Below are 23,769 nucleotides of genomic sequence, written 5' to 3'. Positions count from 1 at the left end.
GCAAAAGACCGCTGGCAGCGGTATTGCCTAGTTCTCGATGCGGTAGTTCGGCGCTTCCTTCGTGATAACAACATCGTGGACATGGCTTTCGCGCAGGCCCGCAGGTGAAATTTCACAGAAGGTGGTGTTTTCAAAAAGGTTGTTCAGGTTGTGCGCGCCCACATAGCCCATGCCGGAGCGCAGGCCGCCCATGAGCTGGTACACGGCTTCCATGACCGGGCCGCGATAAGGCACGCGGCCAACAATGCCTTCAGGCACGAGCTTCTTGCTCTTTTCCTGGAAGTAGCGGTCAGAGCTGCCATCCTTCATGGCGTCAATGGAACCCATGCCGCGATAAATTTTGTAGGTACGGCCCTGATACAGAATGGTTTCGCCGGGGCTTTCCTCGGTGCCGGCAAAGAGGGAGCCGATCATCACCGAGTGCGCGCCAACCACAAGGGCCTTGACGATATCGCCGGAGAACTTGATGCCGCCGTCGGCAATGCAGCAGCGGTCCATCTCGCGCGCGGCGCGGCTGCCGTCCATAATGGCGGTAACCTGCGGCACGCCCACGCCAGCCACAATGCGGGTGGTGCAGATGGAGCCGGGTCCGATGCCGATTTTGACGGAATCAGCGCCTGCCTCAAGAATGGCCTTGGCGCCTTCGTAAGTGGCAACGTTGCCTGCCACGAGCTGGCAGTTGGGGAACGCGCCCTTGACCATGCGGATGGCGTTGAGCACGTTGACCGAATGCCCGTGGGCAGAATCGAGCACCAGCACGTCCGCGCCAGCCTCGATCAACTGCTCGGAACGTGATTCGCAGTCGCGCCCGATGCCGATGGCGGCACCCACGCGCAGGCGACCGTTGGAGTCTTTGCAGGCGTTGGGGTACTTCTGGACTTTGTCGATGTCCTTCATGGTGATGAGGCCGCGCAAGAGGCCTTCCTCATCTACCACCAGGAGCTTTTCGATGCGGTGTTCGTGCAGGTGACGCTTGGATTCTTCAAGCGAGGTGCCCATGGGCACCGTCACGAGGTTGGTGCTGGTCATCACTTCAGAAACGCGCACTGCCGCGCCGTCCTGCACAAAGCGCACGTCGCGGTTGGTAAGAATGCCTACCAGGCGGCCATCCTCAACCACGGGCAAGCCCGACACGCGGAAGTCGGACATGAGGTCCAGGGCTTCCTGCACGGTGTTGTTGGGCGAAATGGTCACAGGGTCAAGGATCATGCCGCTTTCGCTCTTCTTGACCTTTTCCACCTCAAGACGCTGCCGCGCAACAGGCATGTTCTTATGGATGATGCCGATGCCGCCCATGCGGGCCATGGAAATGGCCATAGCCGCTTCAGTCACGGTGTCCATGGCGGCGGAGAGCAGGGGGATGCGCAGGGGAATTTCGGGGGTGAGCCAGGTGGAGATGTCAACGGCGTCGGGGGTGATGTCCGAAAAGCCGGGGACTAGCAAAATGTCGTCGAAGGTCAGCGCCTTACCGCGATTGGTGAACATGACGTCCTCGTAATTGGCTGTGATAATTATGCAAATTATAATCCAAAAGACTATCCCCTTGTGCCCCATATGTCAATGATGGCAGCGCTCGCCAGCCCTTGTGTTTCAAGGGGCAGCGGGTACGCGGGATATTCCTGCCGGTGGCGGTTTCAGCGCTAAAGCATGAAGGCGTGCTTTACGTCCGGGCGGTGCTTGTGCTGGCTGTGCAAAGCCGACTTGGCGGGGCGCGTCAGCAGGCAATCGTGTGTGCGCCGCTGGGTGAAGGTAAAGTCAGCGCGACCAGAAATCAGAGGCATGTAAGGGCGGTACTGCGCCCTTGGCTACTGGTTTTTGTGTCAATCCGCTTGGGTATGCCGCAGTATACCACAGTGTGGCGCGGCTGGTAGCATTGAATTGCGGCAGGGCGTGGCGCTCTGCTGTAGTTCAATGGGGTGCTGGCGGCGTACAGCTTTTAGCGAAAATTTGCAAGAGGCCCGCCGTGTGTTGTATGGTGCGGCTCAGCAGGCGGCCCTCTGAAAAGCCGGGCTTCGCGCGGGCATTCTGCGCCTAAGGCTTGACGTGGTGCATCAAACAGCCTATGAATCAGCACTTCGACCAATGCGCGGCTGCACTGTGTGAACAGCGGCTGGCGCAGGGCGGGCGCGAGAGCGCCGATTTTTTCGCCGCGAGGCTGCGGCGCAATGGGGACTTCATGTTCGAGAGCCTTTCCGACAGACTTTCAGGCGTATTCCGCACATTCAGCGGGCGCGGGCAGCTTACCGAAGAAAATGTGCAGGCTGGCCTGCGCGAGGTGCGCCTTGCCCTGCTTGAGGCGGACGTCAACTTCAAGGTCGTTAAAGACTTTGTGGAAAGCGTGCGCGAAAAGTGCCTGGGGCAAGAGGTGCTCAAGGGCGTGAGCCCTGCCCAGCAAGTCATCAAGATTGTTAACGATGAACTTGTGCAGCTGCTTGGCGGCGAAACCGCCGGGCTGAATCTGCAAGGGCGCGAACCTGCGGTCATCATGCTTGTGGGCTTGCAGGGCTCTGGTAAAACGACCTCTGCGGGCAAGATCGCCAATATTCTGCGCAAGCAGAAGCTGCGCCCCTATCTTGTGCCTGCCGACGTGTATCGCCCTGCGGCTATTGACCAGCTGACCGTGCTGGCCAAGCAGCTCGACATGCCTTGCTTCCCCTCCACGGTGGACATGAATCCCGTGGACATTGCCAAGGCCGCGCTTGAAAAAGCCCGCGAAGAGCAGGCCACCGTGCTGCTGATCGACACTGCGGGCCGCCTGCATGTGGACGAGCCGCTCATGCAGGAGCTGGCCGCCATCAAGCAGGCCGTGCAGCCGCAGGAAATTCTGTTTGTTGCAGACGCCATGACCGGTCAGGACGCCGTGACCGTGGCCGAAAGCTTTAACGAGCGCCTCGGCATCACCGGCGTTGTGCTCACCAAGATGGACGGCGATGCGCGCGGCGGCGCTGCTCTCTCCATCCGCTCGGTTACGGGCGCGCCTGTCAAGTTTGTGGGCATGGGCGAAAAACTGTCGGAGATGGAAGTCTTCCACCCCGACCGTATCGCTGGCCGCATCCTTGGCATGGGCGATGTGCTCACCCTGGTTGAAAAGGCGCAGAGCGCCATCAACGCAGAAGAAGCCGAAGAACTGGCCCTCAAGATGAAGAAGGCCAGCTTTGATCTTGAAGATTTTCGCACTCAGATGCGCCGTATAAAAAAACTCGGCTCGCTCGACAGCATCCTTAAAATGATCCCCGGCATGGGCGGCCTGCGCGACAAGCTGGCCGAGGCCAGCGGGGCCATGCCTGAAAAGGAAATGGCGCGCACTGAGGCTATCATCAGTTCCATGACCATGGCTGAACGCCGCAATCCCGACATCCTCAACGGCAGCCGCAGGGCGCGCATAGCAAAGGGCGCAGGCGTAACTGTCGCCCAGGTCAACCAGCTTGTGCGCCAGTTTGAGCAGATGCGCCAGATGATGAAGGGCATGATGGGCGGCAAGGGCGCCAAAATGCCCGCCATGCCGCGCATGCGCGGCATGCCCCCAGGCATGAACCTGCCCAAGGGGCTTGGCGGTATGCCTAATCTTGGCGGCATGGGCGGAATGCCCGGCATGCCGGGAATGGGTGGAATGCCTGGAATGCCCGGCATGGAAGGTATGCCCGGCGCTCGCGCTGGCGCAACCAAGGCTGCGCCCAAAAAGCGCAAGAAAAAAGAGCGCCCCAAGCGCAAGAAAAAGTAACAATATTTACGGGGCAAGGAGCGCCGCCACGCGCGGCGATGAATCTCTTTGCGCCAGGGCTTCCCGCCCTTGCCCTTTCCCGGGCGCAACGCTAACATAACATCAATCAAAGGGAGTTGGACTCATGGCAGTAAAGTTGAAATTGACCCGCCTCGGCAGCAAGAAGCACCCCTTCTACCGTGTGGTGGCCGCAAATGACGAAACCCGTCGTGATGGCCGTCCGCTGGAATTCCTGGGCTACTACAATCCCATGGTCAATCCGGCTGAAGTGAAGCTTGATGCCGCCAAGATCAAGGAATGGCTGGGTCGCGGCGCTGAGCCCACCAACACCGTGCGCGCTCTTATCAAAGAGCACCTGGGCTAGTTTATTGGGCTTATCTTTGCGGCAGCGCAGAGCCTACGGCAAATCTCTTTCAGGCATGCCCTGAAGGAGAACTTTGCTGCTGGCTGTTTTTTGGGAAAGCTCGGGCAATATCTGTCCCGGTTCATCAGAACCGGCGGTGGTCTGCAAGCAGGCCCCGTTTGAGCCGGGGGCGCGCTTGGCGCGCCCGAGGCCCACGGGCTGACCCCCACTGGAGGTACACATGAAGGCCCTGATAGAATACATTGCCAAATCCCTGGTGGATAATCCCGAAGAAGTGCAAGTCAGCGAAGTAGAAGGCGAGCAGACGACGGTTCTTGAGCTCAAGGTCGCCAAAGAGGACCTGGGCAAGGTTATCGGCAAGCAGGGGCGCACGGCCAGGGCCATGCGCACCATTCTGAGCGCCGCTTCCATCAAGTGTAAAAAACGCACAGTGCTGGAAATTCTGGAGTAGCGCCGCGTTCTTTCCAGGCCTTTGTTTCCTGACGGAAACGGGGAATGGGAAAAACCCGGTTCCGCCTGCTGCAATGCCTGGCATTGCAGTTACGCCTCAGCCCGCCGGAAACCCGGCAGAACTGGAAGTATGACGGAAACCTGGATTCATATGGGTACGCTGGCGCGGCCCCACGGCATCAAAGGGGAGATCTGCATCGACTGGCATGCGGACTCCCCCTTGCTTTTGGATACCCCCCTCTGGCTGCAGAAGGGCAAGGACGCGCCGCGCCGTGTCAAGATTGCGGCTGTGCGCAGCCACAAGGAGCGGCCCCTGCTCCTGCTTGAAGGCGTGGCCGACCGCACAGCGGCAGAAGCCCTGCGCGGCTGCAAGCTGTTTGTGCGGCGCGAAGATCTGCCGGAGCCAGATGACGACGAGGTCTATCTGGAAGATCTGCTCGACTGCGACGTGGTGCTGCCGGATGGTGCCCGCATCGGCAGGCTCGACCATTTTGAGTACCCCGCGGGCCTTGAAATGTGGGTCATCATGACCGATGACGACAAGGAAGTGCTCTTCCCCGCGCGGCCTGAATTTATTGCGGGTTTTGATCTGGAAATTCCCGCTGTGGTCATTGACCCGCCTGAAGGCCTGCTGGATATTTATCTTGCCGAAAGCAAGGCCGAAAGCAAGCCAGAGGACAATACAGAAAACAGTTAAGGCACGGCGCAGGCTGTGCGCCGCAAGGTTTTCTGCTGCTCTGGCGGGCAAGATTTGATTGCGCGGCATGAGCCGCACAGGAACGGGGGAGGAACTTTCGGCGGAAGGTTCTTCCCCTGTAGTCGTTTACGCACCGCCAGCCGCACACAGGAATGATCATGCCGGAATTGCCAGAAGTCGAAACTGTGGCGCGCACCTTGCGCCCCCATGTGGAAGGCTGCGCCATCACGGGCGCAACCCTGCTGCGTGATTCAAGCCTGCACCCCCTGAGCCTGCGGCCCGAGGATTTGCGGGGCTGCGTCATCACTGGCGTGAGCAGGCGCGGCAAACTGCTGCTGCTTGAACTGGACGCCGCCAAGGCTGCCAGGGCAGACCTGCGCGGCGCAACCGGTCTGCGCCTTGCCCTGCACCTGCGCATGACGGGCCGCCTCATGACCTATGCAGCCCACACCGCGCCTGGCCCGCATACGCGCTGCGTGTTTGACCTGACGGACGCGCAGGGGCAGGAACGCCGTCTTTTTTTTGATGATGTGCGGGCCTTTGGCCTGCTGCTGGCAGGAACCCCGCAAACAATGCAGCAGTGGAGCTTCTGGCGGGAGCTTGGCCCCGAGCCGCTGGAACTGACGGACGCCGCCTTTTCCGCCCGGCTTGACAGCAAAAATTCGGCCATCAAGGCCGTGTTGCTGGATCAGAAGGTCATAGCGGGCGTGGGCAATATCTATGCGGACGAAAGCCTGTTTGCCGCAGGCATCGACCCGCGCCGCAAGGCCGCCTCGCTCTCCGCAGCCCAGCGTAGCCGCTTGCTGCGCTGCCTCAAGGATGTGCTGGAGCTTTCCATATCGCAGTGCGGCAGCTCCATACGCGATTACCGCGATGCCAACGGTAATGTGGGCGCTTTTCAGAACAGCTTTGCCGTCTATGGCCGCAACGGGCAGGCCTGCAAGGCCTGTGGCCGCGCTCTTGAGAAAATCAAGGTGGCGGGCCGCGCCACCGTGTACTGCCCCCACTGCCAGAAGTAGCGGTTTGCGAGCAGTTGCTTTTTTCCCCCGCAACACTGCCGACCGTCAGACTACCCGCCCCTAGGGAGCAGGTCTCACGCGAATATTGCGCCGTGCAGCCCGGCCCGCATCGTCCACCACCCTCACGCTCACATCGCCTGTAGTGGCCTGCCAGAGCAGCGGTTCGCCCGGTGCGGTGCTGCCCACATAGCTATCGTTGGCAAACCAGAACAGTTCGTTCACGCCTGCCTCGGCATGGGCCATAAAAACCATGCTGCCATTTTGCGCGTCCGCTGTGCGGCGGTAAACAAGTCCGCTCTTGGGCTGAATGATGGTGGGCGGCTGACCGGATATTTTCTGCTCGCGGCGACACTGCTCTTCAAATGGCGGTGGCGGCGGTTTGGGCATGCCCGCGCGGGCAAACATGCGGGCCAGATCGCTGGGCCAGAACTCCCATACGCGCTGCTCCGTGCGGCCATCCTGCGGGGCGCATGCCCGCAGACCGCTGGCCTTGTCTATCAGGATGGTGCGGAACACGCCCGACGGCGCTACCGGCGACACTCCGGGGATGAACCATGTGAGGGTGGTTTCCGGGCAGAGGGACGTATCAAGGTCGCCCGTTGCCACGCAGACGCGCAGTTTTTCCACATTGAGGCTGGGGGCCGGATCGCGGAAAGGGTCTGTCATGGGTTCCGCCGCCGCCAGCTCGCGGGCCATATCCATAAACAGCGGCGCTGCCACCATGCCGCCCACCAGCAGTGGATTGGCGGTATTGTTGAAATTGCCCACCCACACGGCCAGCACGTAGGGGCCGAACTGCCCCACGGCCCAGGCATCCCGAAAGCCGTTGGACGTGCCGGTTTTAAGCCGCACGGGCAGCACTGCGCCGCCCTGCGAGCGGGCCATCTTGTCCGGGTCTGGCGCTTCAAGCATGGTCAGGGTCACAAAAGCCGCCTCCGGCGTCAGCAGGGGCAGGGCGGGCGCTGACGGCGCTTCGTCCGATAGAAAACGCAGGGGCCGCCATACGCCCTTGTTGGCAAGCATGGCATACAGCCCCGCCAGTTCACGCATGCTCACTTCCGCCCCGCCAAGCACCAGCGACAGACCGTAGTGGTCTGCGCCATCGGCAAACTCCACTCCGGCGCGGCGCAAAAATTCGTACAGGCTCGGGCGGGTCAGTTTGGCTGCGAGGGTTATGGCGGGAACGTTGCGGCTGGCACGCAGGGCTTCTGCTGCAGAAAGGGGGCCACGGAATGCGCCGTCATAATTTTCCGGATCATAGCCTGCAAAGCTGTGCGGCGTGTCTGCCAGCAGACTTTGCGGATGGACGAGGCCCTGCTCCAGAGCAAGGGCGTAGATCATGGGCTTGAGGGTGGAACCGGGCGACCGCCGCGCGCGAGTGCCGTCCACTTGCCCTTCGATGGATTTGTTGAAAAAATCGGCGGATCCTGCCAGGGCACGCACTTCCATACTGGGCCAGTGCAGCAGCAGGGCCGCGCAGTTGGTGAGGCCGTATGCACTGTGCCGCGCTGCAAAACGGGCAAGCTGGCGCTCTATGCGGCGTTGGGCCGTGGTATCCAGCGTTGTGCGCAGTATGTCTGCGCCGGGGCGTTGCAGCAGCTCGGTGCTGAGATGAGGCGCGATGAAGGGCATGTCCTGCGGGCTGTAGACGCGCAGAGGAGCGGATTCCTTTTTGCCGAACCACGTTTCGTTGAGCCTGCGCACGGCCTGGCTGAAGGCCTTGTTGTCGCGGGCCGGTCTGCGGCGGGAGGGGTTTTGCGGCACCAGCATAAGGGCGGCGCTTTCCGCAGGGGCAAGCTGGGCGGCTGTTTTGTGAAAATAGCACACCGCCGCCGCTCCCAGACCCTCCACATTGCCGCCATAGGGTGCAAGATTGAAGTAGGCCTCGAGGATTTCTTCCTTGCTATAGTGCCATTCCAGTTGCAGAGCCAGCAGCATCTGCCGCAGTTTTGCCCCCATTTTCCCGGTTTCCAGCCCGTATGCCAGCCGGGCCACCTGCATGGTGATGGTGGAGCCGCCCATGCGGCGGCCACCCATCACGATGCCTGCGGCAGCACGGAAGAGCGAAAGGGGATTGATGCCGGGGTGGTGCCAGAAGAATCTGTCTTCGTAGCGCAAAACGGTGTCCACGGCAGCAGGGGGGATGTCCGCCAGCCGTGTGCGGATGCGGTATTTCTGATCGGCGGAAAGGCTGACCCGCATGATGCCGCCGCGTTTGTCCAGCACCATGCGCGAGAACTCCACCCCCACCAGCGGGTGAGGGCAGGGAGCAAAGGCCAGCCAGAGCAAAAGAGCCGCTAGCGGCAGAGCCAGCACGCCTGCGGCAAGCGCCAGACGCCTTCTGCGCCGCAACAGGGCGCAGAAGGCGTCTGGCATATGGGCAGCCCGGTTCCGCACAAGCGGCAAAGCCATACGGAACCGGGCCAGAAGCTTATTCGACAGTGACATTACCGCCGCCCGTGCGGGCGTTTACAGCCGGGTTGTACATGGCTTCCGCAGTGGCTGCGGGCAGCACAAAGCGCCCTCTGGAGGCCGCCCGCACCTTGTAGGTAAAGGTCTGGCGGTCGCCGTTCAGATCCACAAAGAAGATGCCTCTGTCTTCGCGGCGTTCGTAGCGCACCAGCCCGTCCTGCGGCTGATTTTGCCCGTTCTTTTCCAGCACGGGTTCAAAGCCGCCGGGCAGCAGATCCAGCAACACAACGTTGTTGATTTCTCCGCTGGCCTGAATCGCCAGCTCAACAGTGATGACATCACCAAGTCTGGCCGTGGTAATGGCCTCGCCTTTGGAATCAAGGTAGCGCCTTTGCAGGCTGATGCCATTGGAAGCATCGCTCATGACCGCGCGGTCAAAACCTTCTGTAGTTACCAGCAGGCTGAGCAATGGCTCGCCCTGCGGCATTTCGACGTGGTAGCGGGTGCAGCCCGGCGCATCAAGAACAAGCGCTCCGCCAAGGGGCGACGCCTTGCCCTCTGCCGGGGTAAAGCCCTGCGCGTACTGCTGGCAGGTCAGGCTGAGGCTGTCCGCCTTAAGGGCTGTTGCTTCACCCATGGCCAGCAGGGTTCTGGCCCCAAGGCCCATATCCACAGTGGTGGCGTTGGTGCTGAAGGCGCTGTCCAGCAGGCCGGCCATGCGCAGTTGTTTTTTCTTTTCCGGGAAGTGACGCACCACCATAAGGGCATGCAGCGCCTGGACTGCGCCATTGCTCATGAATTCGTCATCGCAGCGGGTGAGTGCCGCAGGCATGCGCTGTTCGGCCCTGCGCCGCAGGCGCAGCATATCGTAGCTGTCCGCCAGAAAGGCGGCGGCTATGTCGTTTTCCCATCCCTTGAAGTTGTCCTTGAGCCACTGCTCGATGCGCTCCAGATCCTGAGTCATGATGCGGCCATCACGTTGCAGAATCCAGGCCCCGTAGAGCTTGACGCGGGCATCGGCCATGTCTGTGGGCGAGCGGCCCACAATGGATTCAAGGGTATCGAGCAGGTTGTGCGAAAGCCCCTCGGGCGTGACGGTTCCGCTGTCCCGCAGGGTCAGCAGAAAGTCCGCCGCGTAGGCGGTGACAAAGTCGTTGGCCGTGCCGCCGGGCCACAGGCTTACCCCTTCATACTGGGTAAAGTTGCCCATGATGGCGCTCAATGCGGCGCTGATGACCTTGTTGCCGCGCTTGAGCATGGCTTCGGGGCTGAGGTTGGGATTGCGCAAGACCTCGTGCCGTGCCTCGGGCGAACCCAGCAGGGCGGCGTAGGGCATGGCTCGGCTGATGAGCTGCTCCGTGCAGCCGTATGGGTAGGTGTTCAACCTTGCAAGCAGGGAACGCAGGGCAAGCACGGGCATAGCGCCCACGCTGGCCTGCCCCTGAGCTTCAAAAGGATACAGGTTGCGCTGCACGTCAACGCTTGTGGGGCCGCGCAGCGGGGTAACGCTCTCCGTGCGCAGACGCGGCATGGGCGGGCGTATGGATACCGTCTGCGTGCGAATGATGGGCTTGTCTGCCCCGATGTTGTCTGGCCCGGCTTTGTCTGCCTTGGAGTTTTCAAGGCTCGCGGTAAAGCGCACGGCGGCTTCGCCAAGGATATCCTGCGCCCGCATGCGGAAGTTGATGGTTGCCTCGCCGTTTTCATCCACGGTCACGGTTTGGGGTGCGGGTTCCTGAGCAAAGGCCAGCCCGCCGGAGGCGCTTTCCATCTTCACGCGCACCCGCGCGCCGGGGCCGCTGCCTTCAATGGTGTTGGCCACAACCAGCGCGCCGTCAAACTCGTCGCCGGGGGCGGCTGCCAGCGGCAGCAAGGGCTTGAGAATAAGCGTGCCGCGCACTTCCATGGAAGCCTCTGTTCTGCCCGCCAGGGCAATGCCCTGCCTGGGCGCGGCGCTGCCCACGGCCATGATGCGGATTTTGCCGCTGGCATACTGCGGCACGGTAAAGCGCACCTCAGTACCCTTGGCGTCCACGGACACAATTTCCTGCCACAGGGCAAAGGGCGGCTCTCCCCTGCGTTTGAAAGGATTGAGGAAGCGCCCGCCGGGGCCGGACATGTCGCCGCCGAAACCGGGAATGCGCCCGCGCAGGCGCGCATGGTCGGGCATGAGCAGGTCAAATATCTGGGCGGTGCTCACATCCAGCGCCCGGTCGCCCAAAAGATCGCGCAACGGGTCTGGCGTGGTAAAGCCAGTGAGTTGCAGCACGCCTTCATCCACGGCAAAGATCAGTGCGCGGCCCGGCACCCGTGAGGTAAGCCGCACGGTGACGGTATCGCCCGGCAAGGCGCGCGCCGGGGCGGTGAGGGCAAGGCCCAGATCGCGCTGGTCAATGCCCGCCATAAAGGGAGCCACGGCGACCACATGCGGTTTCATGTAGACCACGTCCGAATCCAGCGAACGGGCGTAGGAAACGTTCACGTAGCCCCGACCCTGAAAATCGGCGGGAATGCGGATTTCCTGCACGCTTTCACCAGCCTGCGCCGTGAACCATGCCTGAGCCAGCACGTTTTCGCGTTCAATGGTGATGAGGCCTGCGCCCGCATAGGGCGTGGAAATGCGCATCTTGATGGTGTCGCCGGGGGCGTACTGCTGCTTGTCGAGCTTGAGGCGCAGATCGCCCTTGGCAAGGGATTCGGTGGAAAGTGCCGAAGGCTGGGCAAGCCTGTCGCCAGCCACCGTGTAGGGAATGACCGCCAGCACGGCCCCGTCCGGCTGCCGCACGGTGAGCAGAAAATCGCCCGCATCCGTGGTGGGCAAGGGCAGGGAGAGGCCCTGCGCGCCGAGATCAAGGGTTTTGCGCGTCAGTTCCGTATCAACGGGCGTGGCATCGTAGCGGTATTCGCCTCTGGAATCCGTCACCAGGCTGTTGACGTAGCGCCGGGCGGAAAAGACTGCTTCGGCCTTGGCAAGCGTGACAGGCGCAAGGTCGTTGTTCAGCACCAGCAGGCGCAGGGAGGCCTTGGCGTTTTGCGGGATATAGTCAAGGTTGTTGACCTCGCCTTCGGGCTTGTAGCCAAGTGCCACCGCCAGAGGCGAGAACAGCGCATCAAGCTGGCGGGTAACAGCCCTGCCGCCCGCAGGCTCAAAGCCTTCTATCTGCACGGCCCCGCGCAGGGTACCGGCCTGCAACCTGCCCAGAGGCAGGGCAAAGGCGGCTATGCCCTTGCTGTCGGTAAAGGCCGCAGGCAGTTCCAGAGACTGGCCTTCGCCTTCAAAGCCCGCAGGCTCATAGAATGTATAGTCTTCGTAGCCTGCAAAGTGCAGGCGGCTTTTTTCCGTGCGCAGGGTCGCTTGAACGCGGTGATTGGCCGCAGGTTCGCCATACAGATTATCCAGCCGCGCCTGCGCTTCCACGGCCGGAGCGTCCTGCCCGGTGCGTATCCAGCCCTTGGGCGCTGCGGGCGTAAACGAGGCCGCAAGGGCCAGAGTGTCGGGCTGGAATTCTTCAACGCGTACACGGGTGCTGCCCAGCACGGGCGAAGCGCCGGATCGGGTAGTGTCCCCCGGCAGGCGCACATCCAGCTGGTATGAGCCAACGGCTGCATCTTCGGGGCAGGCCCAGTCAAAAGAATTTAGACCGTCTTCGCCCACGGTAAAGGCGCGGCGCATGACCTCCGCCCCGGTGGGGCTGACCAGCACTGCCTCCAGCGGCAGCCCGGCGGGCATGGGTTGCCAGTCAAACCGCCGCACAATGCAGCCAAAATGCAGGGTCTCGCCCGGCAGGTAGATGCCGCGCTGGCTGAAAACCGAGGCGCTGAGGCCATCCGCCGAGGTGTGGCGGCCAGAAATGGCAAAGTTGCTGTAATCCACCATGCGGGTGGCATCGTCCAGCGAGAGCCACGCCAGATCCTGCGGGCCAGCGTCTTTGGCCGCATCGGCGGTTTTCCCGGCTGCGGGGGCCAGAGCCACCACGGCCACGGGGCGTTTTTCGCGTTCAAGGCCATTGGCGGGCGGCAGGTCGGCGCGGCCCTGCGCGTTGGTGACGGCGCTTTGCAGGGGCAAACCGTTAAGGCCCAGCAGACGCACTTCCGCGCCCTGCACGGGCTGACCAGTGCCCAGATGTTGCACAAAGACCGTGCGCGCTCCGTCTCCCGCCATTTTAACCGTCAGGCCCATATCTGTAACCAGCAGCAGGCGAGCAGCATAGGCAATGGATTTATCGCCGTTGTATCCGGTCAGCTCTATGCGCATGAGCCCGTGCACCGGCTCCTTGCCGCCTCGCAGCAGCGGGGCCAGATCAAGCACGGGAAAGGAAGAAGCGCCTGCCTGTTCCTTGCGTACTTCAATGCGGCCTTCCACCACATCGCTCATGACGTCCATGTCTGCCGTGGGATACTCAAACCCCGATTCTTTTGCGGCAAGGGCCAGAAATGGATCGCGGACGCGCTCGGCGCGCCAGGCCACGGAGGTAAGACCCGTGGCGTAAATATCCAGCTTTTTCTGCCCGCTCAGGGTCAGCACGTTGCCGGGCTGCAAAAAGCCCACTTCGGTGCCGAGGGAGGGGACTGTCATGATAAAGCGGCGAACCTGGGCTGTTTCCGGCCCTGCGGTGGAGGGCAGGCCCTTGTCCACGGCAGCCAGCAGCCCGCGCCCGGCCTCTGCGGGAATGCGCAGCAAAATACGGTCTGCCGGTTCATCGGCGGCCTGCATCAGCTCCGGCTTGAGGCGCGTGCCGTTTTTAACGTCATCAGGGCTGATGGCGGGCATTTTTGTCCAGTCAGCGTCTTTCCCGGCTTCGGCGGTGAGCTTGCGGGGCAACTGGATAAGCTCAAGCTTGCGCAGCAGTTCTGTAGGCAGGACGCGCAGGGTGGTTTTAACCTCGAGCTGGAATTTTTTGTCCAGCTTGTCGTCATAGACGGGATTAATGGTAATTTTAGCCACATCCATCAGGCGGGCGCGCCCGGTGATGGAGAAGAGGGCCTCCACGCTCGGCGGAGCCTTGGCGTCCTTCTTGGGCGCGACAACCACGCACTTGCCCGAGCCTTCGGCAAAGGCGGGCAAACCCTTGATGCTGATGCGGGCGGCGGCGTTGTTTTCCGGCAGGGCGGTTACGGGCGCGGTGACGACCACCTCGTCGCGGCGTTCGTTCCACACAAGGCGGGGCGCGCCAAGGGCAAGGCCGCTTTTTGCATCGCTGGGAGCGATAGTGATGCGGCCATCCATATCCTGCGTGCCCACGGGCCAGATGAAGCGCAAGGGGACGGAAACCGCATGCGCCCCCTTGGGGGAGGGATCAATCCAGAAGGTTTCCTTGCCAACGCGCACGGCCTGGGGCTGGGTGGCATACACGGCCTGTCGCTTGAGAGAGAATCGCCCCGGCAAGGCCATTTTTTCCAGCGAAATGGTGTAGCGGGTGTCGGGCGACAAGTGCTCCTTGGGGGTGAATTCCATGGTGGAGTCGTCAACCCAGCGCCACACGCCAGCCACGGGTGGGGTCATGCGCACGCCATCCACAACGCGGCCTTCCTCCCCAGCGGGGGAAGAGGCGCATTGGCGCGACCAGTCCGCGCCGTATTCTTTTTTGCAGCGGGCTTCATCCACCTGAAAAGTTATGGAAAACCCTTCGCGGCGCAGCCAGTTGTCCTCCTGCGGATTGCTGGGCGCGGCCACCCGGTAGGCAGGCCCGGCCAGAGCAGGAGCGGCTTGCAGAAAAACGGCCAGAATTATGAGCAGGAAACGCAGTGGCGTTGTCGGCATGATTCCTCCGCAGTGCGGTAAAGGGCAGGAGCGAAAATCCGGTGCCCGCATGGCCCGGAGCGCTGCAAAACAGGTGGAATTATGAAGGAAGCGCCCGCTAACGCTACGCGTTAACAGGTGCTATGCTATGAATGCCGGATTCGGCACTATTTGTCTACGGCGGTCATGAAACAGGGGCGGGGGCTGCCAGATCGCGCCGGGGGGAGGCCGTAACTGATGAAGAAGTATGCAGGGTAGCAGGGCAAAATTGGAATAAATGGTATCTCCTGAAACCAATATGTAACTTATAATTAATAGATTGTGATATGTATTGTACATATTTGCTATGATCTGTAATAAAGGTTGTAATGATTGGTTAAAATTATTTTCGATGGTAATTGACAATGAACGTAGCCAGAAGATTTAATGCGTACTTGCGGAAATTTGTTGTAATTATTGAATGTATATTGTCTATTTTTTTAATCTCTAGTGTAAATTTGCTTTGAAAACAGCAAATGAAATTTTGTGGAACTTAGTTTGATATTTGACTATGTCCAAAGTAAACACTAGTGACAAGACGTTTAAATTCGCTTATTTAATTTTCGTTTGAGTTAATATTTTGCTAATCTCATCCACTATGGCAACGTTTACTTCGAAAAAATGCATATGATTTTCTCTTTTAAGGTGCGTTATTACAGATCCGGAGAAAACAATGAGTAGTCTCATCAAACCTCAGGTGTATCGCCCTGATATTGATGGCCTGCGCGCTTTTGCTGTGGTATCTGTGGTGGTGTTTCATGCATTCCCGGATATGCTTAAAGGCGGATTTATCGGTGTGGATGTGTTCTTTGTTATATCCGGGTACCTCATCGGTGGTATTATTCTGCGTGATCTGCGCGATGGTCGGTTTAGCTTCTGGGATTTTTACGCCCGTCGTATCCTGCGCATTTTCCCCGCTTTGATTGTCGTATTGACGGCAGTATTAATATTCGGATGGTTCGCGCTATGGCCGAATGAATATTCTTCTTTGGGAAAACATGCAGTTAGCGGCACACTGTTTATTTCAAACTTGTTGTCTTGGATGGAATCAAGTTATTTCGATACATCTGTTCGTTATACTCCACTTTTGCATCTTTGGAGTTTAGGTATAGAGGAACAGTTTTATATTTTTTTCCCTTTTTTGATTTGGCTTTCCTTCAAAAATAGGATCCTACCAAGTTTTGTAATTATATTTTTGGGGCTATTATCATTTTTAGATAATCTCTATCTGTTCCGTATTGATGCTCGGGCTGACTTCTACTCCCCTTTTGCACGCCTTTGGGAACTCTTGGCTGGCGCAGGGCTTGCATCCTTATCGCAGATGCACTCAGACATGACTGTACGCCACGAATGGAACACGTGCTGGTTTCGTTTTCTCCGCAAGAGTTCTCCAACTAGTGACGGTCGTGGTTTAGATTTGCCTCTGGCTTTGGTGGGCAGTTGTTTCCTTTGTGCTGGGCTGTTGCTTGCACGAAGTGATAAGCCTTGGCCGGGTTGGGGGGGAGTAATGCCTGTGGTTGGCACCTTGGCGTTAATTGCCGCTGGCCCTGCCAATCCTATCAACCGGCTTGTGCTCTCTAACCCCGTGGCTGTGTTCGTTGGTAAAATTTCCTATCCGCTATATCTATGGCACTGGCCATTGCTGTCTTTCTTTTTCATAATTGGGGGAACTGTTAACGCTTCTACACTGACTCTGCGGACGGGTCTTATTTTTCTTTCTTTTTTCCTTGCCACATTAACCTATGTCATGGTGGAGCGCCCGTTGCGCTTTGGCCTGGGAGCGCGCTCCGCAAAAGTAGCTGCACTCATTTTTGTTATGATGATTGTGGGTGTGGCCGGGCTTAGCATTTATTACAGCGAGGGATTGCCAAACCGTAAGGCGATCAATCTTAGCATGCAACAATTTGAAGCCTTGAAGTATCCACCTGGCGTGGATAATGAAGGGTTGCAGTATGCTGATATCCAGGCTGGCGATCTGACGTATTGTCGATATATGCATACAGGCGCAACAGAAACAATTGCCGTTGTTGGGGACAGCCATGCCATGGTCGCCTTTCCTTCAATAGCTGCTCTTGGAGAAGAGTTGGGATATAATACACTACTGTTGGGCTGGCTCGTGCCTGGTGGAACGGAACATCTAAGGGGAGCCCCCGACTGGGTCTGGCGTAAGGATCGTCCGAAGGAAATTGAAAAGGTGCTGCGCATTGTTGCTGAGAAGCAGGACATTAGAAAAGTTTTTATTATATCTGTTGGAATGCGGGTCATTAAGGGGGGCAAAAAGACTGATCGCTGGACTGCACGTGCGGCTGGCGTGTCCACCTACAAGCAAGATTTGCAGGTATACGTTGATTATTTAAATGATCATGGTAAACTTGTGTATATTGTTTCCGAAAATCCTGAGTATCCTGATGACACGAAACTTTATATAATGAGGCCTTTCAGGTCGCATCGTTCCTTTAAAACTGCCAAAGTTCTTTCTCACGGAGCGGTCCGTGAGTTTCAGGCACCTTACCTTGCACTCCTTCAGGAAATACGCGGAGCCACCATTATTGACACTATAAATGTGTTTTGCGCTTCTGGACATTGTGCAGGGTTTACAGCCTCCGGCATGCCCTTATATCATGATGATAATCATCTGACAGAGGTGGGGAATCTGTTACTGCGAGATCAGGCGCTCCGACCGTACTTGGCAGGCTCGGGGAAATAATGCGGCACCTTTTTGCAGGCCAGCTGGGCGGAGAATATTGGCAAGGTAGCACCAGGATAATTTCTTCTGAGCTTAGCTGCAAATATTGTCTCTACGGGACATTAAAGAATATAGGAGACGGCGATTATATTTTTTGCTCGGAGAAGTAGTCGCCGTTGAAGTAGCTATCTGTCATTTTCAAGAATATTATATGTCATTGTAGAGTTTACTAGTTTTTTATGAATTCACTTTTGCGCAATTAGCAAAATTTCAAGATGATACAGGCTGGTATTGATGCTGCGAAGCGAAAAATTTCGCGGCCCACTGGAATTGATTGCTCACGACAACCATTATAGAAATATGAAACTACTTTGGTTTAATTAAAAATAGTATATTTATTAACATGTTAAATGATTTTAGCCCCATTGGGTATTGTAGTGTAGGGCGAGGTAGACGACCAGAATGGGAATGTGCATTGTTGTGCAGATTATACTTCCAAAAGCGAGTGCGCACACAGGGGGAATATCTCGTTCAGGGAAGGGCCTCTCTCTGCTGATACGAATGCATCACTATAAATCCGTGAGACCTCACTTCACATTTGGCAGAGAATCCTCAGCTTCATGACTAACAGGAAAAAACAACGTTGAGATATTGCGGCTAAATCGCTCCGGGGCAGGCCCGGTCTTCAAGGCTGTCCGCATTGAGCCACATATGGCGGATGATGCCGTCCACAAGGCCTATCTTGGGTATGACAAGCTGCTTTGCGCCCGACATGTCGACTACGCCGAGGAATATATCCAGTGCCGGAACAATAACGTCCGCGCGGTAGGCGTTGAGTCCGTATTTTTCCATGCGGCCTTCCAGCGGCAGGGCCAGCAGATCCTTGTACAGGGCGCGCAGTTCCGGCGCGCCAACGGGCTTGCCGTCCCGCTTTTCGAGCAGTTTTGAAACCTTGTTGATGTTGCCGCCAGAGGCAATGACGCATTCCGGCGCATAGGTTTCGCCCAGTCTGCGCATTTCTGTGGCAAAGCGTTCTCGTTCCGCCGGGTTCACCGCATTGGCGAGAATGCGCACCGTGCCGAGCTGAAAGGAAAAAGCCTCTTGCAGCTTGCCATCGCGCAGGGCGACCACCTCTGTGCTGCCGCCGCCCACATCCACATACAGAGCGCTGTCCACATCGGTATATCTGGTGAGGGCGTTGGCGTTAAAGAGAATCTGCGCTTCTTCCAGCCCGCTGATGATATCAATGCGCAGGCCTGTTTTTTCGCGTACCAGATTCATGATGTCCTGACCGTTGGCGGCATCGCGCATGGCGCTGGTGGCGCAGATGCGGTAGTGGTCAACCCCGTAGGCCCGCATGATATGGGCAACGCCGATCATGGCGTCCACAAAGGCGGCCTGCTTTTGTTCAGAGATGGCCCCGTAAAGGAAAACATCCGTCCCAAGGCGAATGGGAATGCGAAGGTAGGCATTTTTTTTGACTGGCTTGTCGGGGCTCAGCTCTTCAACATTGCTGATGAGAAAGCGTATGGCATTGGAGCCCACGTCAATGGCGGCAAGCATGCTGGGTTTCACTCGGTCTCCTCTAGAGCATTTAACACTTGAAATACTCGCTTACGGCAGGCAAAACCTGCCTGCGCGTATTTCGCGGCAAGAATTTTTAGAAAAATCCTTGCAGAGCAGTTAACTCACTTCATTCGTAAACTGCTCTTGCGGCAGGGTGTGGAATGCCTTGTGGTGGTTACCGCACGCCCTGAGGCACGGTTCGGCAAGACTACACCAAAACCGCAGGAATATACACTGGTTTTTGGGGGCAGAGCGTGCGGAAAAGCCTGCGTCTCCAGAGCATCATTATGCCGAATCTGCCTGTCCGCAAGGCGGTATCGCCGTGCAACCGTCCAGAGTGCGGATTGTTTTCATAATCCGCGTACGGCAGTAAATCCATTGAAGGATAATCCACTCTAGGTTTCGGTCAGTGCGTCAGCCATATCACCCTGCACTGCGGAGGGGGGCTTGCGCGCGGGCCTTCGGCTTTTGGCAGCGGGCGTCCGCTCCTTCTTGCCTCGGCTGGTTGGGGGCTGGGCAGCAGGCGCATCTGCCGCAGGGCGGGCGGCCATGCGGCTGTAATATTCGTGCAGCACCGTTTGCGAGCGGCAGGGGGCCACGGATTCGCCCTTGCTGTATTTGTTGACCCCGGTGCCGTCAAGAATGCGGGCCTTGACGTTGTCCGCCCACTGGATGTCAAAAATATCCCGCAGATTCTGGCGCAGGGCCGGGCAGTGGACAGGTGCCGCCACCTCCAGCCTGCGGTCAAGATTGCGGGGCATCCAGTCGGCGCTTGAAATGTAGGCCAGTTCACTGCCGTTGTTGCAAAAGAGCGCAATGCGCGCATGCTCGAGAAATTTGTCCACAATGCTGATGGCCCGGATATTTTCGCTCAGATCCTGAACCTGCGGCTTGAGGCAGCAGGCGCTGCGCACAATAAGGCGTATTTCCACCCCGGCCTTGCTGGCGCGGTAAAGCAGCCGGATCATGGATTCATCGGTAAGACTGTTGAGTTTTACGTGGATGTACGCCTTTTTTCCGGCTTTGGCATTGCGTATTTCGCGTTCGATGGCGTTGGTGAAAAAGGCGCGCATGCACTGGGGGGCCGCCACCAGCTCCCGGCACGAAACCGGCTTGTGCGAGGCATTGAGAAAATTGAAGATGGTGCGGGCGTCTTCCGCAAATCCGGGATTGGCTGTCAGCAGCCCCATGTCGCTGTACAGCCGCGCCGTATCTTCGTTGAAGTTGCCGGTGCCGATGTAGACATAGCCTGTTTTTTTGCTGCCCTCGACGCGCTCAACAAGAATGACCTTGCTGTGCACCTTGAGGTCCTTGAGGCCGTGGATAACGCGCACTCCGCCCTGATGCAGCATGTCGATGCTTTTGACATTGCGCTCTTCATCAAAGCGGGCCATGAGCTCTACGCAGGCCGTAACCCTTTTGCCGTTCTGCGCCGCATTTATAAGGGCATTGATGATACGCGAATGGTCTGCCGTGCGGTACAGGGTGATGGAAATATCTGTCACCTTGGGGTCAATGGCCGCCTCGCACAGAAATTCCACCACATGATTGAATGTGTGGTAGGGAAAGTGCAGCAGAATATCCTTGTTGCGCACCACCTTGAGAATGCTGGAAAATGGTTTGATATCCGGATGGGTGAGGGCGGGCATGACGGCGTTTTCCAGATCGGGCCGCACGCGCGGAAAGTTCATGAGGCTGCGCATCATATGGTAGCGCGCGCCAGGGTCAAGCTCGCTCTTTTTGAGGTTGAGCTTTGAGGCCAGCAGAAAGAGCAGGTCTTCGGGCATGGCGCTGTCGTAGATAAGGCGCACGGGGCGGCCCCGCAGGCGGTGCTCCAGCCCTTCTTCCATTTTTTCAATGAGGCTTTTGGACACGTCGTCGTCAAGGCTCAGCTCCGCATCGCGCATTACCTTGAAGGTGTATGCGGAAATGCGGTCGTAGTTGAACATGAAGAAAATATTGTTCAGGCACAGCCTGATGATGTCGTCCACAAAGATGATGTCGTGGCAGCCGGGTGACGAGGGCATTTCCACAAAGCGCGGGCAGGCCGCGTTGACGGGGATGCGCAGCACCGCATAGCGGCATTTGCCGGGGGCCGCGTCTGATTCCATCTTGACAGCATGGTATATCTGGCTGTCTTGCAGAAAGGGCAGCCGGGCGGATTTGTTCAGAATAAGCGGCACCAGCTGTGGATAGACCACATTGCCGAAATATCCCCGGCAAAAGGCATCCTGGCCTTCGCTGAGTTCGGTTTCGTCTCGCACGCGTATGCCCTCGTGCTCCATTGCGTCCAGCACTTCCTCGTAGGTTTCGCGAAAGGCCGTTTGCGCGGTGGCGGCCTTGTCGTTAACGCGCTGCAAGGCTTCATCCGGGGTCAAGCCGCCCATGAGCAGCGGCTTTATTTTGCTTTTGGAGCGGGTAAGTCGCACAAGGGAAGCCACGCGAACCTTGATGAATTCGTCCTGATTGCTGGAAAAAATACCCAGAAAGCGCAGCCGCTGCATAAGCGGCGTGGAGTGGTCGCGGGCTTCCTGCAATATTCGTTCGTTAAAGCTGAGCCAGCTCAGTTCCCTGTTGTTCATAACAGCCGAAGGCTTCATCGTGTACTCCCGTGGCATTGGCGTAACCATCAGGGCAATAACTACCCGCGCTTACGACTGTTATGTATGATGGATTTGTTACAATTGCGTGGCGCAATCCCATATTTGCCGATGCGCCGGACAAGGCTCTGCAGCTTTTGCCACGCGTCAATAAAAAGGGCGTCCACCTTTGCATGGCGGACGCCCCGATGGGTGTTGCAAGGTATGTGTCGCGTTAGCCGCGCTTCATGTCGGCCACCAGCTGACTCAGCGTGTTGGCCTGGGTTGCCAGATCCGCCACAGAGCCGGAAGCGGCGTTCATGGCGTGGGCCGTCTGCTCGGAGCGTTCATTGACCTCAAGAATGGACTTGTTGATCTCGTCGCTGCTTGCGGACTGTTCCTCGCTGGCAGTTGCGATGGCGCGCACCTGATCGGCAGTGGAAAGCGCGTTGTTGACGATTTCGCGCAGGGCTTCACCCGACTTGTTGGCAAACGTTGTGGCGGTTTGCACCTGCTCAAGGGCGTTGTCCATGCTTTGCACGCTCTTGGATGTGCTTTGCTGGATGGCCGCAATGGCGTTGCCCACATCGTTGGTGGAAGCCATGGTCTTTTCCGCCAGTTTGCGCACCTCATCGGCCACCACGGCAAAGCCGCGTCCGGCCTCGCCAGCGCGGGCCGCTTCAATGGCGGCGTTGAGGGCCAGCAGGTTGGTCTGGTCGGCTATGTCTGAAATAACGTTCATGATGCGGCTGATGGCCTGGGCATGCTCGTTGAGCGTACCCATGTCATCCTTGAGCGCCATGGAAACCGAGTGTACGCGGTCAATGCTTTGCAGGGCCTGCTGCACGATTTTTTCGCCGTTTTCGGCATTGGCTCTGGTCTGGTCAGACATGTCGGAAGCGGACGAGGCATTGCTCGCCACCTCGCGCACCGTGGCGTTCATCTGGTTCATGGCTGTGGCAGCATCGCCGAGGCGCAGTGCAGACTCGCTCGAAAGGTGGTTGGCCTGGCCTATGTGGGCTTCAAGCTCGTTGGACGCGGAGGATATGACCTTCACCACTTCTTCCAGTTGCATGGCGGCAGAGAGCATGCCCTCGCGGCGGGCGTTTTCCGCCTCTTTGCGCGCGGCCTCTGCCTGCTCTGTGGCGGCTTTTGCCAGGGCTGTCTGCTGCTCGGCCTCCTCGCTCTTCTGGCGGGAAGTGGTGATCATTTCCTGCAGGTTGCCAACCATGTTCAGCAGGGCAGCGTGCAGCTCGGCCAGCTCGCCGTAGAACTGCCGGGCGTCAAGATTCACGTTGAGATCGCCGGTGGCGACCTTGTCGGCCTCTTTAACAATAAGGCTCAAGGGCCGATTGATGGAGCGCGCTATGGCCCAGGCGATCAGCAGCATGATCAGGGCAACGCTGAGGGTAATGATTACGCTGGCACGCACGGCGGTGTTGGTGGACGCAAGAATTTCTTCTTCAGACTGGAGCATGAGGATCTTCCAGCCATGCGGCGTGGTGAGCACATTGGCGCGTACTTCATGTCCGTTCACAACGGTTTGCAGCATGCCGTCCTTGGTGCCAAACAGCTTTACAAGGCCGGGATCCTGTATGTCCTTGCCAATGATCTTGCCCGTCAGATCCTTGTTGCGCGGGTCGCAGAGGATGCGCCCCGTGTTTTCGAGCAGCATGAAGTAGCCGGTCTTGCCGAAATTGAGTTCGGCAAAGCGCTGCGACAGGCCGTTGAGCGAAACGTCGATGCCCAGAACGCCCGTAAAGTCGCCCCGCCGCGAAAACATTTTGTGCGTGATGGCCACCACCAGCTCACCAGTGATGGAAAGGTAGCTGTCGGCCAGGCCGACCTTTTGCGACGAAGCCGCGCGCTGCGTGTACCAGGGCCGCTTGCTGGTATTGTAACCAGCAGGTACCTTGGTATTGTCGGCAGAGGTCGCGTAGCTGCCGTCAGTGTAGCCTGCGTAGGCTTCCACGTAATCTTCGGAGCCTTCGTCAAGCCGCACCAGCGGCTGAACGGTTTTGAAGGCATCTACCGAAAGATCGGCCCGAAGAAAAACGTCCGCTTCTTTATTGTTGGAGAAGTTGGGGAAAAGACCCACAGCTTCAGCAATGTAAGGTTCCTGCGCCAGAAGGGCGACATCGCGTTCCGCCCCGCTGATGAATGTTTCCACATAGTTGTTCATGAGGCGCAACTGGGTTGAGGAATTGGAAGTATAGCTTTCCTCGGCATTGTTGCGCATGGTCATGATCATAAAGGGCAGGGTGCCTGCTGCCATCACAATAATTGTAAAAAGGAATCCAAGAATAACGCGCAGTCTGATAGTCATAGCAAGGCTCCTGCTCAATCTGAAGTGGACATGCGTCCAGCCTGGCGGATCTGACGCTAACAAGATTATCGGTTTGTTTTTCAGAATCTTAATATCTGAAATACAAATGTAACATGAAAAAAAACGATGGGGGCAGGTGACACATACGTACTACTCCCCGTGCGCGCAAG

At 58.2% G+C, this 23,769-nt stretch carries 13 protein-coding genes; 6 read left to right on the top strand and 7 right to left on the bottom strand.

Annotated features, from left to right (window positions below; translation table 11 throughout):
* Window positions 1–27: 27 nt before the first annotated feature.
* Both guaB and NE637_RS11755 read right to left on the bottom strand, forming a co-directional pair.
* Entirely contained in the window at window positions 28–1,485 is a 1,458-nt protein-coding gene (gene guaB / locus NE637_RS11760) for an IMP dehydrogenase (RefSeq protein WP_227118818.1), read from the bottom strand.
* A 155-nt stretch (window positions 1,486–1,640) separates the two neighbouring features.
* Window positions 1,641–1,781, bottom strand: a complete 141-nt coding sequence (locus NE637_RS11755; RefSeq protein WP_227118817.1) for a hypothetical protein — start codon at window positions 1,779–1,781, stop codon at window positions 1,641–1,643.
* Between the two features lie 395 nt (window positions 1,782–2,176).
* Here NE637_RS11755 and ffh point away from each other — a divergent pair, with 395 nt between their 5' ends.
* The 5 genes from ffh (at window position 2,177) to mutM (ending at window position 6,251) form a co-directional block, all read left to right on the top strand.
* Complete coding sequence (gene ffh / locus NE637_RS11750) at window positions 2,177–3,721, top strand: signal recognition particle protein (RefSeq protein WP_227118840.1); 1,545 nt, start codon at window positions 2,177–2,179, stop codon at window positions 3,719–3,721.
* Window positions 3,722–3,845: 124 nt separating this feature from the next.
* Window positions 3,846–4,085, top strand: a complete 240-nt coding sequence (gene rpsP, locus NE637_RS11745; RefSeq protein WP_192113338.1) for a 30S ribosomal protein S16 — start codon at window positions 3,846–3,848, stop codon at window positions 4,083–4,085.
* A 220-nt stretch (window positions 4,086–4,305) separates the two neighbouring features.
* Window positions 4,306–4,536 carry a KH domain-containing protein gene (locus tag NE637_RS11740; protein WP_192113339.1) on the top strand — a complete coding sequence of 77 codons (231 nt, stop codon included), beginning with the start codon at window positions 4,306–4,308 and terminating at the stop codon, window positions 4,534–4,536.
* Window positions 4,537–4,665: 129 nt separating this feature from the next.
* Window positions 4,666–5,232 (top strand): ribosome maturation factor RimM, encoded by a 567-nt coding sequence (gene rimM, locus NE637_RS11735; RefSeq protein ID WP_227118816.1) that lies wholly within the window; start codon window positions 4,666–4,668, stop codon window positions 5,230–5,232.
* Window positions 5,233–5,390: 158 nt separating this feature from the next.
* Complete coding sequence (mutM, locus tag NE637_RS11730; RefSeq protein WP_227118815.1) at window positions 5,391–6,251, top strand: bifunctional DNA-formamidopyrimidine glycosylase/DNA-(apurinic or apyrimidinic site) lyase; 861 nt, start codon at window positions 5,391–5,393, stop codon at window positions 6,249–6,251.
* A gap of 60 nt (window positions 6,252–6,311) precedes the next feature.
* On the opposite strand, the gene pbpC is transcribed toward mutM, so the two are convergent.
* Both pbpC and NE637_RS11720 read right to left on the bottom strand, forming a co-directional pair.
* Window positions 6,312–8,699, bottom strand: coding sequence for a penicillin-binding protein 1C (pbpC, locus tag NE637_RS11725; RefSeq protein WP_227118814.1), 2,388 nt, complete (start codon window positions 8,697–8,699; stop codon window positions 6,312–6,314).
* Complete coding sequence (locus NE637_RS11720) at window positions 8,683–14,424, bottom strand: alpha-2-macroglobulin (protein ID WP_227118813.1); 5,742 nt, start codon at window positions 14,422–14,424, stop codon at window positions 8,683–8,685. Before NE637_RS11720 ends, pbpC begins: the two co-directional genes overlap by 17 nt.
* Window positions 14,425–15,115: 691 nt before the next feature.
* On the opposite strand from NE637_RS11720, the gene NE637_RS11715 reads away from it, so the two are divergent.
* Window positions 15,116–17,149: an acyltransferase family protein gene (locus NE637_RS11715; protein WP_227118812.1), complete on the top strand. Its 2,034-nt coding sequence runs from the start codon at window positions 15,116–15,118 to the stop codon at window positions 17,147–17,149.
* 636 nt (window positions 17,150–17,785) lie between these two features.
* Here NE637_RS11715 and NE637_RS11710 read toward each other — a convergent pair.
* The 3 genes from NE637_RS11710 to NE637_RS11700 all read right to left on the bottom strand — a co-directional run bounded on the left by NE637_RS11710 (window position 17,786) and on the right by NE637_RS11700 (window position 23,599).
* A complete protein-coding gene (locus NE637_RS11710) occupies window positions 17,786–18,703 on the bottom strand; it encodes a Ppx/GppA phosphatase family protein (RefSeq protein WP_192113343.1) in 918 nt (305 codons plus the stop codon).
* 386 nt (window positions 18,704–19,089) lie between these two features.
* Window positions 19,090–21,294 carry a polyphosphate kinase 1 gene (ppk1, locus tag NE637_RS11705; RefSeq protein WP_227118811.1) on the bottom strand — a complete coding sequence of 735 codons (2,205 nt, stop codon included), beginning with the start codon at window positions 21,292–21,294 and terminating at the stop codon, window positions 19,090–19,092.
* Between the two features lie 214 nt (window positions 21,295–21,508).
* On the bottom strand, window positions 21,509–23,599 hold the full coding sequence (locus tag NE637_RS11700) for a methyl-accepting chemotaxis protein (protein ID WP_227118810.1): 2,091 nt from the start codon (window positions 23,597–23,599) through the stop codon (window positions 21,509–21,511).
* Between the last annotated feature and the right edge of the window lie 170 nt (window positions 23,600–23,769).

This window comes from Desulfovibrio desulfuricans (genome assembly GCF_024460775.1).
Lineage (GTDB): Bacteria > Desulfobacterota > Desulfovibrionia > Desulfovibrionales > Desulfovibrionaceae > Desulfovibrio > Desulfovibrio desulfuricans_E.
Note: the sequence above shows the minus strand (reverse complement) of the source record. Positions and strands in the feature narration are given on the sequence as shown.

What these genes read in the sequence shown, in the direction of transcription:
- pbpC (WP_227118814.1), bottom strand. Translation starts at nt 8,699, where the DNA reads ATGTCACTGTCGAATAAGCTTCTGGCCCGGTTCCGTATGGCTTTGCCG.
- NE637_RS11715 (WP_227118812.1), top strand. Translation starts at nt 15,116, where the DNA reads ATGAGTAGTCTCATCAAACCTCAGGTGTATCGCCCTGATATTGATGGC.
- rimM (WP_227118816.1), top strand. Translation starts at nt 4,666, where the DNA reads ATGACGGAAACCTGGATTCATATGGGTACGCTGGCGCGGCCCCACGGC.
- NE637_RS11755 (WP_227118817.1), bottom strand. Translation starts at nt 1,781, where the DNA reads ATGCCTCTGATTTCTGGTCGCGCTGACTTTACCTTCACCCAGCGGCGC.
- guaB (WP_227118818.1), bottom strand. Translation starts at nt 1,485, where the DNA reads ATGTTCACCAATCGCGGTAAGGCGCTGACCTTCGACGACATTTTGCTA.
- NE637_RS11720 (WP_227118813.1), bottom strand. Translation starts at nt 14,424, where the DNA reads ATGCCGACAACGCCACTGCGTTTCCTGCTCATAATTCTGGCCGTTTTT.
- NE637_RS11700 (WP_227118810.1), bottom strand. Translation starts at nt 23,599, where the DNA reads ATGACTATCAGACTGCGCGTTATTCTTGGATTCCTTTTTACAATTATT.
- NE637_RS11740 (WP_192113339.1), top strand. Translation starts at nt 4,306, where the DNA reads ATGAAGGCCCTGATAGAATACATTGCCAAATCCCTGGTGGATAATCCC.
- rpsP (WP_192113338.1), top strand. Translation starts at nt 3,846, where the DNA reads ATGGCAGTAAAGTTGAAATTGACCCGCCTCGGCAGCAAGAAGCACCCC.
- mutM (WP_227118815.1), top strand. Translation starts at nt 5,391, where the DNA reads ATGCCGGAATTGCCAGAAGTCGAAACTGTGGCGCGCACCTTGCGCCCC.
- ffh (WP_227118840.1), top strand. Translation starts at nt 2,177, where the DNA reads ATGTTCGAGAGCCTTTCCGACAGACTTTCAGGCGTATTCCGCACATTC.
- ppk1 (WP_227118811.1), bottom strand. Translation starts at nt 21,294, where the DNA reads ATGAAGCCTTCGGCTGTTATGAACAACAGGGAACTGAGCTGGCTCAGC.